The organism is Streptomyces sp. NPDC021115 (assembly GCF_044333065.1).
GTDB lineage: Bacteria > Actinomycetota > Actinomycetes > Streptomycetales > Streptomycetaceae > Streptomyces.
Genome location: NZ_JBIRQF010000007.1, coordinates 169,884 through 183,277, shown reverse-complemented (window position 1 = coordinate 183,277; position 13,394 = coordinate 169,884). Strand labels below are relative to the sequence as shown.

Here is a 13,394-nt window from a genome sequence, read left to right as displayed (position 1 = left end):
CTTACCCGGGCGAGGCACAATGCCCCGCGTGATCGTGGATTGTGCCATCTACCAGGACGGGTGCCGCACCGAAGGGCCCGCCGACTTCTCCGACGCCCTCGACCAGGCGCGGCTGGCCGGGGACTCCTTCCTCTGGATCGGGCTGCACGAGCCGTCGGAGAAGGAGTTCGAGCTGGTCACCAGCGAGTTCGGGCTGCATCCGCTGGCCGTGGAGGACGCGCTGACCGCGCACCAGCGGCCCAAGCTGGAGATCTATGACGACTCGCTGTTCCTGGTGCTCAAGCCGGTCCAGTACGAGGAGAAGGCCGGGACCGTCACCGCCGGTGAGCTGATGGTGTTCGTCGGTGACTCCTTCGTGGTGACCGTGCGGCACGGCGGGGCCAATCCGCTCAGCTCGGTGCGGGAGCGGCTGGAGAACACCCCCGAGGTGCTGGCGCACGGCCCGACGGCGGTGATGTACGCGGTCGCCGACGCGGTCGTGGACCACTACCTGGACGTCGCGGACGCCCTCCACGAGGATCTGGACGAGCTGGAGACCGAGGTGTTCGCGCCGGACGGCAGCGGGGGCCAGAACACGGCGGGCCGGATCTACGCCTTCAAGCGCGAGGTCCTCGAATTCCGGCGCGCGACGGGCCCGTTGGCGGAGCCGATGACGCGGCTCGCGGGGGCCGGGGTGCCGTTCGTCCACGAGGGGTCGCGGCCGTTCTTCCGCGACGTCAGCGACCATCTGACCCGGGTCAACGAGCATGTGGAGGGCCTGGACCGGCTGCTGTCGGACATCCTCTCGGCCCATCTGGCGCAGATGGGGGTGCGGCAGAACGACGACATGCGGAAGATCTCGGCGTGGGCGGCGATGGCGGCCGTGCCGACGCTGATCGCCGGGATCTACGGCATGAACTTCAAGCACATGTGGGAGCTGCACCAGCCGTGGGGGTATCCGGCGGCGGTGGCGCTGATGGCCGGGGTGATCGGGCTGCTGTACCGCATGTTCAAGCGCCGCGGCTGGCTCTGACCGGGCCCCGGTGGGCCCGCGCGGCCTGACGGTCCTGTGGCGGGGGGGCTCGGGTCAGGCGAACTCGGGCTCCTCCGGGGTGGCCGTCTCCGTACCGCCGCCCAGCGCGTCCCGCCGCTCGGGCATCCGCAGCGTCACCATGCGGCGCCAGCCGCCCAGCCGCTCGTACCCGTACCCGGCCTTGATGCCCGCCGTCAGCACCGCGGACTTCCGCTTCGGCCAGCCGAGGATGCGCGCCATGCGCGCCATCACGGCGAGGCTGACGCACCGGTGGACCTCCATTTCGACGAGCGCGCACTCACGCAGCGCCCGCTGGATGGTCCGGCCGTATCCGGCGGCGGCCAGCCGCAGCAACTCCTCGTGGCAGTAGGCGAGGTGGTTCTCCTCGTCCTTGGAGATCATCGTGACCGCCCGGCCGACCTCGGGATGGTCGCCGAAGCAGCCGCGCAACATGGCCATCTGCGCGGCGGCGCGCTGCTCGGTGACGCGGCTGTGGGCGAGGTAGACGACGATGTCGTGCTCGGTGAGCGGTTCGTCGCGGCGCAGCTTCTCGTGGGCGAGGCCGACGCCGCGGGCCTCCAGCAGCACCGTGTAGTCCGTCGCGCGCGGCACCTCCACCGGCTCCAGGCCGCGCTTGCGGAGCAGGGCGTTGAAGATCCGGCCGTGCTTGTCCTCGTCCGCGCCATGGCGGGCGATCTTGGGCGCGAGGTCGCGTCGGCTGTCGGGCACGAGCGCGGCGATCCGGCCGTTCTCCCAGCCGCCCTGCGCCTCGCCGCTGGCCGCGATGGAGCAGAACAGCCGGAACGACTCGTCGTTGCCGAGGATCTCCTGGAAGACACTTTTCGCCGAGAGCACCACTGCCCCACCTCCGTTAAAAAGTGAAATGCCGGGTATCGGAAGTGGCAACAGCTGGGGTGTTCGGCTCATCCGTACGAGGGAATCACGAGCGAATACGGAGGGTCCCGCCGGACGCGTAACCCGTGCGGCGCGGAGGCGTTGTGCTCGATGACGGCCGTGGCGGGGAAGACCCCCGAGCCCCCACCACGGCCGCGGAACCCTCCGCGTACGCACCCGCTGCTAGGCGAGCCCGGCGCGCTCCAGCGCCTCGACACCGGCGCGCAGCCCGGCCACCCGCTCCTCCAGCGTGAAGCCCGCGGGGCTGAGCGACAGGGTGGTGACCCCGGCCTCGGCGTACGCCTTCATCCGCTCGGCGACGCGCTCGACCGGGCCGAGCAGCGTGGTGGAGTCGATCAGCTCGTGCGGGACGGCGGCGGCAGCGCCCTCCTTGTCCCCGGCCAGGTACTTCTCCTGGATCTCGGCGGCCTCCTTCTCGTACCCCATGCGCTGCGCGAGCTTGTTGTAGAAGTTCTGCTTGGCGCTGCCCATGCCGCCCACGTAGAGCGCGGTGTACGGGCGGAACTGGTCGGCCAGCGCGCGGACGTCCTCGCCGACCGCGAGCGGGACGGTGGGCACCAGGTCGAAGCCGTCGAGGGTCTTGCCCGCCTTCTCCCGGCCCGCCCGCAGCGGGGCGAGTGTGGTGGCCTCGGCGTGCTCGGGGGCGAAGAAGACCACCAGCGCGCCGTCGGCGATCTCGCCGGTCTGCTCCAGGTTCTTCGGGCCGATGGCCGCGATGTAGAGCGGGATGTACTCGCGCACCGGGTGCACGGTGAGCTTGATGGGCTTGCCGGGGCCGCCGGGCAGCGGCAGCGTCCAGTTCGCGCCCTCGTGGGTCAGCCGCTCGCGCGACATCGCCTTGCGGATGATCTCGACGTACTCGCGGGTGCGGGCGAGCGGCTTGTCGAACCGCACCCCGTACCAGCCCTCCGAGACCTGCGGCCCCGAGACGCCGAGGCCGAGGCGGAAGCGGCCGCCGGAGAGGGAGTCGAGGGTGGCGGCGGTCATCGCCGTCATCGCGGGCGTACGGGCCGGGATCTGGAAGATGGCGGAGCCGACGTCGATGCGCTCGGTCTGCGCGGCGACCCACGAGAGCACGGTGGCGGCATCCGATCCGTACGCCTCCGCGGCCCAGCAGACCGCGTAGCCGAGCCGGTCGGCCTCGCGGGCGACCGCGAGGTTGTCCGCGTCCATCCCGGCGCCCCAGTAGCCGAGGTTGATTCCGAGCCGCATACCCATGCCGCACCGCCTTACTGATCAGTAACGTCGCTGTTCCGGGGACTCTAGCGCGCGGACCCCCGGTACGTCAGGGGTGGGTTATCCACAGGCTGACACGGCCCGCTTTCCGGCCAGTAATCTCGATGTTCATGGAGCGACGTACATGGAGCTAAGGCACCTGGGCCGCACCGGCCTGCGCGTATCCCGGCTCGGGCTCGGCACGCTCACCTGGGGGCGGGACACCGGCGAACACGAGGCGGCGGACCAGCTCAAGGCGTTCTGGGAGGCGGGCGGCACCCTGGTCGACACCGCCGATGTGTACGCGGACGGGGAGGCGGAGTATCTGCTGGGGCGGCTGCTGGAGGGGCTGGTCCCGCGGCGCGATCTCCAGATCGCCACCAAGGCGGGCAGCGTCCCCGACCCCGACCGCCGCTTCGACGGCTCCCGCGGCCATCTCCTGGCTGCCCTGGACGCCTCGCTGGAGCGGCTCGGCACGGACCATGTCGACCTGTGGCAGGTGCACGCCTTCGACCCCGTCACCCCGCTCGAGGAGACCCTTCAGGCGCTCGACATAGCCGTCAGCAGCGGGCGGGCGCGGTATGTCGGCGTGTCCAACTTCTGCGGCTGGCAGCTCGCCAAGGCCGCCACCTGGCAGCTGGCCTCCTCCGGTGCCCACACCCGGCTGGCCAGCACCCAGATGGAGTATTCGCTGCTCCAGCGCGGCGTCGAGCGCGAGGTGCTGCCCGCCGCCCTCGACCTCGGCATCGGGCTGCTGCCGTCGTCGCCGCTGGGGCGTGGCGTGCTGACCGGAAAGTACCGCCACATGACGCCCTCCGACTCCCGAGGCGCCTCCGAACTCGCCGCCTTCGTCGCCCCGTACCTCGACGAGGAGGCGAGCCGGATCGTCGACGCCGTGGCCATAGCCGCCGACGGCCTGGCCACCAGCGCCCTGCACATCGCCCTCGCCTGGGTGCGCGACCGCCCGGGAGTGACCGCGCCCATCGTGGGCGCGCGCAACGCCCAGCAGTTGCGCGCGGCGCTGTCGGTGGAGGCCCTTAGTCTTCCGGACGAGATCTGCCAGGCGCTCGACGATGTGTCGGCGCCCGTGCACCGCTATCCCGATCAGGACTGGAGCACGCTGTGACGACCGACCACCTCGCCGGCGACCCCCCGCCCGAGGAGGCCAAGGCGACCCCGCAGGCGCCCGCCGCCGACGGCGCGTCAGACGCCGCCGACGCGCCGGGGGGTTCGGCTCCGGCCGACGCCACGGGGACCGACGCGCGCGCCGAGGCGGAGGGCCCGGCTGCATCTGGCGCCCCCGGGCAGCCGCCCGCCGGAGCCGCTACGGCGGCCGTGGAACGCGCCGTAGCCGAAGCGGTGCAGCCCGACGCCGACAGCGCCGCCTCCGAGGCGGAGCCCGATGCCGCCGGGCCCGGCGCGCATGCCGCCGCCGGAGCCGGGGCACCGGCCGCGGAGGGCGCTGCGGCAGGACGTGTCGGGGGCGGCGCCGCAGGGGCGGGGCCCGGCTCCTCCGCGTCTGGCTCTCCCGGAGCGTCGGGGGGCGGGCGGTCGGCGGCGGCTGAGGCGTTGGCGGCTGCCGTGCGGGCCGTGGAGAGTGGCGAGCGGTCGGCGGCTTCGTTCTTCAACGAGCCCCGACCGGCGCCCGCCCGGCCGCAGCCGGCCGCCGCCCCCGCGCGGGAAGCTGCCCGGCCCGTTCCCGCACCGGCGCGGCCCGCGGCGGTGGGGGTCGGCGGGGTCCGGGAGGTGCTGGCGGCCGGTGGGGCGCCCGAGGCGCTGGCCGTGCCGGTCGCCGAGACCCTGGGCGAGCGCGCCGCCGAGGCGCTGCGGGAAGACCCCTGGCAGCTGCTCGCCGTCCCCGGGGTACGCCCCGAGCAGGCCGATGGGTTCGCCCGCGCCCTGCTGGGGCCGGAGTGCGGGCCGGGCGACGAGCGGCGTTCGCAGGCGCTCACCGGGTGGCTGCTGGAGCGCGCCGCGCTCGAAGGGCACACCGCGCTGGAGTCCTCCGCACTGCGCGCCGCCCTCGCCAAGGTGTCCGTGCCGGACCCGGACGAGGCGCTGCGGGCGGCCATCTCGGGCGGCGGGGTGCTGGTCTTCCAGGACGCCCTGGAGACGCCCGCCGGGGCTGCCGCGCCTGCCGCGTCCGGCGGCGAGGACGACGAGCAGCCGGTCCGGATGCTGCTGGGGCTCGACCGCTACGCGCTCGCGGAGGAGAGCCTGGCGGACGGGTTCGCCCGGCTGATCAGCACCTTCGCCGATGTACAGAGGGACGAGCCGGACTGGGAGGCGGCTGCCGCCGCCGCGCCGTCCCCCTCCGCAGCGGAGCTGATCCGTACCGTCGCGGCGCACGGCCTGGTCACGCACAGCGGCGGGGAGGCGGCCCGCGCGGAACCGGCGGCGCTGGTCGCCGCCGCGCAGTCGTCGGGGCTGCGGGTGTGCGCCGCCGCGCACAGCGAGGACGGCAGGCGGCGGCTGGCCGCCGAGGTCGGCGCCGACGTGGCCGTCACCGTCGCCGGGCTGCTGTCCGGCGGCGAGGGCCCGGGGCGCGACGAGGACGGCGCGCTGGCGGTCGACCTGATCGCCGTGTTGGACGCGCCCCAACTGGACGTGGAGACGGCGGCCGTCCTCGTCGAATCCCTGCCGGACGGCGTCCGGCTGGTGCTCAGCGGGGACCCCGGCGTGCTGTGGTCGGCCGGGCCCGGCCGGGTCTTCGCGGATCTGGTGGCGTCCCGCCGCTGCCCGCAGGTCGTCTCCCGTACGCCCGACCCGGGGCCGATCGGCGAGCTGGTCTCGGGCATCGGCATCGGTGAGCTGAACCAGGTGGAGGCGCCGGGCAAGGAGGTCGTGATCGTCCCTGTGCGCGACGCGGGCGAGGCCGTGCACCGGACGGTGCAGCTGGTCGCGGACTCGGTGCCGCGCGCGATCGGCGTGCCGCCGGAGCAGACGCAGGTGATCACGCCGGGCCATGGCGGCGCGGCCGGGACGCGGGCCCTCAACGCGGCGCTGAAGGAGCGGCTGAACCCCGGCCCCGGCCGGTTCGCCGGTTTCGACCCGGGCGACCGCGTCGCGTACACCCCGGCGCCGGGCCGTGCCCTCCCGGGCACGGTGGTGTCGGCGGACGCCGAGGGGCTGCGGCTGGACTGCGCGGGTGCGCCGGTCGTGGTGGAGCGGGAGCAGGTCGGCGACCTGGTGCGGCACGGGTGGGCCCTCACCGCGCATCAGGCGGCCGGAATGCGCTGGCCCGCAGCGGTCGTGGTGCTGCCGGGAGACGCGGCCGCCGGGCTGACCCGGGCGTGGGTCTACACCGCCTTCAGCCGGGGCGAGCGGCATCTGTCCGTGGTGCACGGCGCGGAGGCGGCGCTGCCACGGGCGGTCGCGGAGATCCCGTTCAAGGACCGCACCACACGCCTGCGGTCCCTGCTCCAGGGCCAGGACCAGCCCATGGGGTGACGTGCGCGTCCACGGGGTGACGGGCGAGACGGGCCCTCGGGCCGCGGGGAGCGCGGCCGGAGGGCCCGGGGTGCGGCGGTGCGGCCGGGTTCAGCTCCCCGGGCCCAGCACCTCGAGATCCTCCTCGTCCTCGTCGTCCAGCTCCTCGTCGAAGACCGAGCTGACGTCGAAGCGGCACACGATCTGCTCGGGGTCGGCCTGGTCGAACGGGGCGGACAGCCACTCGCCCGGCTCGGCGGGCTCTTCGAGGGCCGAGACCCAGAGCGTCGAGTCGCCCTCCTCCAGGCCGAACTCCTTGTGCCGGGAGGCGATCTCGTCCGGCTCGAACTCGCCGAACACCACGCCGAGGGCGGCGTGGACGCTTTCCCCGGCACCGGCCGTCCCGCCGCCCAGGCGGCCGCTCCCGGTGTCGAGGTCCGGGTCGAGGTCGACGATGCGCTGGGCCTGCGACAGCAGCCGCTGCGGTTCGACGACCGCGTAGTCCCGGCGGATCAGCACGCTGAGCGCGCTGGGTTCGTCGGGTCCCGCATAGGCGGGCAGGCTGTCGTCGCCCGGGATCTCGAAGGGCGTGACCTCGTCGTAGGTGTCGTAGAGCAGTTCGTCGTAGACCTCGGCTGCCGCCGCCAGTTCGTTGAATGCGGCGTAAACGGCCGGGTCGCCTTCCCCCGACCGGCGTTCGACGGCGTCGAGGTGACGGTCCAGTGCGGCTTTCACCGCTTCAGCGGCGGCGCGTACCTCGGCAGCGGATGGCTGCGCAGCATCAGACATAGTGCAGACGCTATCCGTACCAGGGCAGTTCCCGCACAATAGATGCGATGCCGGAATACGAATTCTGCGACGTGTATGTGCCACGCGGGGTGTCCCGCAACGCCACTACCCGCCTGCTCACCGACCATGCCGAATACGGACACTGGGAGTTGGATCGACTGAGACTCAACCCCGACGGCAGCCGAAGAGTGAGGCTGCGGCGTCGAATCATCCGCCAGCTCCGCGCCACCTGGTGACGCACAGCGGGCCCCGCACGAGGCGGGGCCCGCTGCGATCGGACCGGATCTGGCCGCATCCGACCAGGTCAGGCCGGGTCAGCCGGAGTGGGCGGGGTCAGCGCCGCGCGGTACGCGCCCGGCGGTAGAGCACCGTGCCCGCGAGCAGCATGCCCGCGGCGGCCGGAATGGCCAGTTCCACCGGTCCGGCACCGGTGTGGGCGAGCTGCTCGCTGCCCGTGAGGTGGGAGCCGCCGAGGTTCGCGGCCGCACCGGCGCCGTGCGATCCGTTCTGGCCCTGACCGTTGCCATGGTTGCCGTTGTGGCCGTTGTTGCCGGGGGTGTCATCGCCCGGGTTGTTCGGCTGACCGGGGTTGCCGGGGTTACCCGGCTGACCCGGGTTACCGGGGTTGCCAGGGGTGCCGGGGTTCCCAGGATTCCCGGGGTTTCCCGGGTTGCCGGGGTTCCCAGGGTTGCCCGGGTTACCTGGATTCCCGGGGTTTCCCGGGTTACCAGGATTCCCCGGGGTCTCCGGCACGGCCTCGACCAGGCCGGGGCAGTTGCCCCCACCGCTGTTCCCGGCGGCGATCACCCCGATGCTGTTCCCGCACACATTGACCGGAACGTGCACCGGGACCTGGACGTTGTTGCCGGAGCCGACCCCCGGAGAGGTCTGGGTGCTGCCCTCGGCGGAGGAGCTCCCCGCCTGCGAGCCGCTGCCGGACGAACTGCCGGAGCCGCTGGAGCTGCCGGAGCCCGCCTGCGCACCGCTGCCGCAGTGGGCGTCGTTGAGGACCCCGAGGACGTTCACGGTGTTTCCGCACAGGGTCACCGGCACGTGCACCGGGACCTGGATGTTGTTGCCCGACACGACCCCGGGCGAGTTCCCGGCGCTGCCGTTCGCCCCCGAGTCCGCGTGTGCGTAGCCCCCGGTCACGGCCAGCATGCCGCTCGCCGCCGCTACGGTGATCAGGCTCTTTTTCGCAACCTGTCGCATAACTCTTCGCTCCCCTGCCTGTGGCCCGGCCGGAACGCGTGCGGGCGGTGTCCGCCCGCACCCCCATGCCCGGACGGCCCCGGAGCGTGTGCCTCACGCTCCGGGCCGCCGGGATCACGTTCCGGTGGACCGTGACTCGACGTCACGTGATCGATGCGGTAGTCGCCGAAGGCCGGGGTTCAACGTCCCGCCCCCTTTTCGGCTTGGCGGCCCGGTCACGAGCCGCACACCCCATGTAACGAGGAGGGAGCAATCAAGCTATCAAGCTACGACAGCATTCACCCTTTGTGATGCATTCGGTATGTGTGAACGATTAGGCCATTCAAGGCACTCCTCAGCGCGCCTCCCAGGGATCCCAGAGATCCGGGGGATCAGCACGCGTCGAGGAACCGGTCCAGGACCCGCACACCGAACTTCAGCCCGTCCACCGGCACCCGCTCGTCCACCCCGTGGAACATCCCGGCGAAGTCCAGCTCCGGGGGCAGCTGAAGCGGCGCGAAACCGAAGCAGCGGATGCCGAGGTCGTCGAAGGACTTGGCGTCCGTACCGCCGGAGAGGCAGTACGGCACGGCCCGCGCGATCGGGTCCTCGGCCTTGAGCGCCGTCTGCATGGCCTCGACCAGCGCCCCGTCGAAGCTCGTCTCCAGCGCCTTGTCCGCGTGCACGTCCTCGCGCTTGACCCGCGGGCCGAGGATGCGGTCGAGGTCGGCCAGGAACTCGTCCTCAAGACCCGGCAGGAAGCGGCCGTCCACATGGGCCGTCGCGTGCCCGGGGATGACGTTGACCTTGTACCCGGCGCCGAGCATGGTCGGCGCGGCGGTGTTCTGGAGCGTCGCCCCGATGAGCTTCGCGATGCCGCCGAGCTTGGCCAGCGTCTCGTCCATGTTCTCCGGGTCGAGCGGGGTGCCGAGCGCGTCGGACAGCTCGTCCAGGAAGGACCGTACGGTCTTGGTCACCCGGATCGGGAACTTGTGCCGACCGAGCCGCCCGACGGCCTCCGACAGCTCGGTGATCGCGTTGTCGTTGTTGGTCATCGAGCCGTGGCCCGCGGTGCCGTCCACCGTGAGCCGCATCCAGTGCATGCCCTTCTGGGCGGTCTCGATCAGATACAGCCGCAGGTCCTCGTTGACGGTGAAGGAGAAGCCGCCGACCTCGCCGATCGCCTCCGTCACGCCCTCGAACACCTCGGGGTGCTCGTTGACCAGGTGCCGCGCCCCGAACACGCCGCCCGCCTCCTCGTCGGCGAGGAAGGCGAGCACGATGTCGCGCGGGGGCTTGCGGCCGGTGCGCAGCCGCTCCCGTACGACCGCGAGCGTCATCGCGTCCATGTCCTTCATGTCCACCGCGCCCCGGCCCCAGACGCAGCCGTCGGCGATCTCGCCGGAGAAGGGGTGGTGAGTCCAGTCCTCGGCGTTGGCCGGTACGACGTCGGTGTGACCGTGGATGAGCAGCGCGGGCCGGGACGGGTCCTCGCCCTCGATACGGGCCACGGTCGAGGCGCGGCCCTTCCGCGATTCGAAGATCTGCGGTTCGAGCCCCACCTCGGCGAGTTTCTCGGCGACGTACTCGGCGGCGGCCCGCTCGCCGGGTCCTGAGTGGTCGGGGCCGTAGTTGCTGGTATCGATCCGGATCAGATCACGGCACAGATCGACGACCTCGTCCTCGCCTGTGACCGTTCCGGCTTTCGTCCCGCCCGCTTGCGACGCACTCACGCTGCCTCCTCATCGTTCTCTGCCCCCGGGCCGGGTCCACCCGGACCCGACCCACCGCGGGGCTGTTCCGCCATCCTCCACCTCCCGACGCCGCAGCCCAAGGCCGCAATACCACCGTCATGCCCCCGTCACACTGCGAGGGACCGGCCACCGCGGCCGTCCACGTGATCGAGCACGCTCTGATGTTTGCTATGGTTTTCCACGTCGGAACGGCCGCGGGCCGCACCGGCAGACACCTGGTCCGGGTGGCGGAATGGCAGACGCGCTAGCTTGAGGTGCTAGTGCCCTTTATCGGGCGTGGGGGTTCAAGTCCCCCCTCGGACACCAGCTAAGACCCCTGTTAATCAGGGGTTTCTTGCTTTTCTGGGCTGTGGCGTGACCAACCACGTGACCAACGGCCCAGCGAATCCCCAGGTCAGACCAGGGACGACAGGCCGAGTCGGCCCGCACCGGAGGCGGCCAGTCGGCGCGCTCCGTCCTTACGAGAGTGGCCGTACCGGGCCATGGTGTAGCCCGGCGAGTGATGCCGGACGTTGGCGGAGACCTCTACGGGGTTCTCCCCGGCCTCCAGATCGTTCGTGACCTTGCTGTGCCGCCAGTCGTGAATGCGGAAGTCCTCCGGCAGCTTTAAACGGGTGCGCAGGGTGCGCCAGCGCGCAGAGACCTTCTCGGGGTCCTGCGGTCTTCCTGCCTCGCCCCGGTAGAGCTTGAAGCCGTCACGGGCGAAGACAAGGTCATGGTCCACCCACCCGGCCCCGAGCCGTTCGCGCTCGGCGTCCTGGCGCTGCTTCTGCCACTTCAGGACGTTCATCACGGACTGATCGACATAGATGACGGCGTTGTCGTCACCGTCCTTGGTCAGCTTCCGTAGACGGTAGGCGTTGCCCTCCTCGACCACGACCCACCCCAGTTCGATGGCACCCTCTTCCCAGCGGACGAGGGACCACTTCATACCCAGGGCCTCACTGCGCCGGACACCCGTGGCCGCGTAGACGGTCCACAGCGGGGCGTCCCGAAGACAGTGGTGGGTCAGACCCCCGTCACAGGCCCGGTTGCCGCACGGCTCCCATACCGTCCCCAGGAACCGGCCGGTCTGGTCGTCGTCCAGCGTCGGGTACTTCTGTTCCTGGGCTCGTATCTGCCGGGCGGTGGGCGGGTGCGCGGTGGCTGCTGGGTTGGTGGGTATCAGCTTGGGCACCGCCGCCCCGAGAGCGCCGGACAGGATGTTGTGCACGTGCCGGACCGACTTCGCGCCCAGGGGCTCGTCCTTGTTGGTCGGGCAGGGGACGGACTCCAGGAGCCGGTACAGGTCGTCAAGGGTGTCGTCGGTGACCTCACACAGCTTGACGCCGCCGATGTGCGGCTTGATGTGCAGACGGACCTTCGTTTCGTACCCGGCCATGGTCGTTCCCTCCTTCCTGTGATTCGCCAGCCACTTGTCCAGCCAGTCCCCCAGCTTCATGTCCGACCGGGCCGCGATCTTCCCGGCCTCGTGGTCGTTGTGCCACTGCCGCAGCGCCTTCTCTGCCTCGGTCTTGGTCTTGAACTCGCGTCCTATCCAATAGCGCTCCTTCTTCCCGGTCGCCTTGTTGAAGTGGAGGGGCGTACGCACCCCCCACGTGTTGGGTCTGCCCTTGCGCGGGATCTCCACTGGAGTCCCCCCGAGCCCGTTACCGCGCTTTGCCACGTGTGTGGGTTGCCTCTCTAGTCGTTACCCATGAGGTAGTCGGTGATCTTGTCGAGGTATTCGCCCGTGGTGATCTCCCTCCCCCTGGAGGTGAGTTGCCCTCCGGCCTTCCCCGGTACGGTGGTGAGCAGGTCCCGCTTCCGGGCCTCCTTCAAGTGGCCCCGGATCGTCTCGGGTCGCTTGTTGGTTAGTTCGGCCAGGTGTGCGGTGACGTTGGGCACGGCTTGCGCGACCGCCCGGACGTATGCCTCAGCCAGGAAGGCCAGGTAGGCGTCCGAGATGCCTTCGGTAGTCAGCAGCCACCGCAGAACCTCCCCTTCTGACTCCTGCGCTACATCGCGTTCGGTGGCGGCCGGTCGGGCTGCTCGGAACTGCTCGCCCGCCTTCTTGAAGTCGATCTGCCGCAGCACCGTGGAGGCCACCCCACCGTCAGTGGCGGCGGGGTCGGCGTCCGGGTGGGGAGTGATCAGTACACGGGTAGGGCCGCTGGCCGGGTCGGCGTCAGCAGCCCACCGCATGAGTACGCGCCACGGGCCCACGTCTTGAGTGATCTCGATACCTTCGTTCACACCCCAACCTTAGCACCCCGGGTCGTCACACCTAGGTTTGACAGAGAGGGTTGGTGAGCGTACTTCTGAGATTAGGCCGGACAGGAACGGGCGGGAGGTGCCGCCCACCGGCAGTAGAGGAGACGCGTTGACCAAGCTCATGACCGTTGACGACGTGGCGGCCTACCTGGGCAAGCCGCGTTCATGGGTGTATGGCAACTGGCGGCGAGAGCAGATCCCGTTTCGGAAGGTGGGTCAGGCGCTGCGCTGCCGCCCTGCCGACCTGGACCGCTGGCTGGACGCCCAGGAGGCCCAGTGAGCTACCACTTTGCGAAGGTCTACCGTCCGGCGCACTCGAACCCCGCCATTGGAAGCGCCGTACTGCACCTGGAAACCCGGATGTGGCTACTTGCCCTGGACCGGATGCAGCGCGGCGGGCATGCGCCGCTGAAGTCCGGGGAACTTCAGCTCGTCCTGACCAACGAGAAGGGGGAGGCGTACAGCCCGGCCCGCTACCGGCAGGCACGACTGAGCCTCACCAGGGCGGGGCTACTCGCGCCGTCAGCCTCGGCGCGCTGCCTGCTCATCCCCAACACGGTGGCGTCGATGGATGCTCCGTCAGGCGAGCGGGAAGAGTGCGCGACACATGGCCACAACGTGCCCTGGGACGGTCGGCACGAGTCGTGGCTGTTCACTACCCCGGAACGGACACGGCACTGGGAAGCCGAGTGCGACAACATCGCCAGGGGCGGTCACCCCTTCCCTACGGGCCAGTGGGCACAGGAGATCCGTTCGCGCTCCGAGGGAGGCGTTAACGAAACGGAGCCCTCCGCCGCGTGACAGCAAGGGCGAGTCCTACGCGTCTTCTTAAAAGA

The 13,394-nt window shown here is 71.2% G+C and carries 13 protein-coding genes and 1 tRNA gene; 7 read left to right on the top strand and 7 right to left on the bottom strand.

Annotation, left to right across the window (positions count from 1 at the left end; genetic code table 11):
- Positions 1-19: 19 nt before the first annotated feature.
- Positions 20-1,012, top strand: coding sequence for a magnesium/cobalt transporter CorA (gene corA, locus ACH4TL_RS23225; protein WP_398317236.1), 993 nt, complete (start codon positions 20-22; stop codon positions 1,010-1,012).
- Between the two features lie 54 nt (positions 1,013-1,066).
- On the opposite strand, the gene ACH4TL_RS23220 is transcribed toward corA, so the two are convergent.
- Positions 1,067-1,867 carry a ferritin-like domain-containing protein gene (locus ACH4TL_RS23220; RefSeq protein WP_398317233.1) on the bottom strand — a complete coding sequence of 267 codons (801 nt, stop codon included), beginning with the start codon at positions 1,865-1,867 and terminating at the stop codon, positions 1,067-1,069.
- A 222-nt stretch (positions 1,868-2,089) separates the two neighbouring features.
- Complete coding sequence (locus tag ACH4TL_RS23215; RefSeq protein ID WP_398317750.1) at positions 2,090-3,139, bottom strand: LLM class F420-dependent oxidoreductase; 1,050 nt, start codon at positions 3,137-3,139, stop codon at positions 2,090-2,092.
- A 148-nt stretch (positions 3,140-3,287) separates the two neighbouring features.
- Between ACH4TL_RS23215 and ACH4TL_RS23210 the strand changes: the two genes are divergently transcribed.
- Positions 3,288-4,268: an aldo/keto reductase gene (locus ACH4TL_RS23210; protein WP_398317230.1), complete on the top strand. Its 981-nt coding sequence runs from the start codon at positions 3,288-3,290 to the stop codon at positions 4,266-4,268.
- Positions 4,265-6,592: a helix-hairpin-helix domain-containing protein gene (locus ACH4TL_RS23205; protein ID WP_398317227.1), complete on the top strand. Its 2,328-nt coding sequence runs from the start codon at positions 4,265-4,267 to the stop codon at positions 6,590-6,592. The genes ACH4TL_RS23210 and ACH4TL_RS23205 overlap by 4 nt, the downstream gene beginning before the upstream one ends.
- Before the next feature lie 90 nt (positions 6,593-6,682).
- On the opposite strand, the gene ACH4TL_RS23200 is transcribed toward ACH4TL_RS23205, so the two are convergent.
- Complete coding sequence (locus ACH4TL_RS23200) at positions 6,683-7,360, bottom strand: hypothetical protein (protein WP_398317225.1); 678 nt, start codon at positions 7,358-7,360, stop codon at positions 6,683-6,685.
- A 47-nt stretch (positions 7,361-7,407) separates the two neighbouring features.
- Here ACH4TL_RS23200 and ACH4TL_RS23195 point away from each other — a divergent pair, with 47 nt between their 5' ends.
- Entirely contained in the window at positions 7,408-7,596 is a 189-nt protein-coding gene (locus tag ACH4TL_RS23195; RefSeq protein WP_079152252.1) for a DUF5703 family protein, read from the top strand.
- Between the two features lie 97 nt (positions 7,597-7,693).
- Here the strand turns inward: ACH4TL_RS23195 and ACH4TL_RS23190 are convergent, their stop codons facing one another.
- Positions 7,694-8,572 carry a chaplin gene (locus tag ACH4TL_RS23190; RefSeq protein ID WP_398317222.1) on the bottom strand — a complete coding sequence of 293 codons (879 nt, stop codon included), beginning with the start codon at positions 8,570-8,572 and terminating at the stop codon, positions 7,694-7,696.
- Positions 8,573-8,943: 371 nt separating this feature from the next.
- On the bottom strand, positions 8,944-10,284 hold the full coding sequence (locus ACH4TL_RS23185; RefSeq protein WP_398317219.1) for a M20/M25/M40 family metallo-hydrolase: 1,341 nt from the start codon (positions 10,282-10,284) through the stop codon (positions 8,944-8,946).
- Between the two features lie 239 nt (positions 10,285-10,523).
- On the opposite strand from ACH4TL_RS23185, the gene ACH4TL_RS23180 reads away from it, so the two are divergent.
- Positions 10,524-10,611, top strand: a tRNA-Leu gene (locus ACH4TL_RS23180).
- 88 nt (positions 10,612-10,699) lie between these two features.
- On the opposite strand, the gene ACH4TL_RS23175 is transcribed toward ACH4TL_RS23180, so the two are convergent.
- Both ACH4TL_RS23175 and ACH4TL_RS23170 read right to left on the bottom strand, forming a co-directional pair.
- Positions 10,700-11,896 carry a tyrosine-type recombinase/integrase gene (locus tag ACH4TL_RS23175; RefSeq protein ID WP_398317216.1) on the bottom strand — a complete coding sequence of 399 codons (1,197 nt, stop codon included), beginning with the start codon at positions 11,894-11,896 and terminating at the stop codon, positions 10,700-10,702.
- Positions 11,897-11,988: 92 nt separating this feature from the next.
- On the bottom strand, positions 11,989-12,540 hold the full coding sequence (locus tag ACH4TL_RS23170) for a hypothetical protein (protein ID WP_398317213.1): 552 nt from the start codon (positions 12,538-12,540) through the stop codon (positions 11,989-11,991).
- A 127-nt stretch (positions 12,541-12,667) separates the two neighbouring features.
- Between ACH4TL_RS23170 and ACH4TL_RS23165 the strand changes: the two genes are divergently transcribed.
- Positions 12,668-12,838 carry a helix-turn-helix domain-containing protein gene (locus ACH4TL_RS23165; protein ID WP_398317210.1) on the top strand — a complete coding sequence of 57 codons (171 nt, stop codon included), beginning with the start codon at positions 12,668-12,670 and terminating at the stop codon, positions 12,836-12,838.
- Positions 12,835-13,359 (top strand): hypothetical protein, encoded by a 525-nt coding sequence (locus ACH4TL_RS23160; RefSeq protein WP_398317207.1) that lies wholly within the window; start codon positions 12,835-12,837, stop codon positions 13,357-13,359. Before ACH4TL_RS23165 ends, ACH4TL_RS23160 begins: the two co-directional genes overlap by 4 nt.
- The last annotated feature ends 35 nt before the right edge of the window (positions 13,360-13,394 follow it).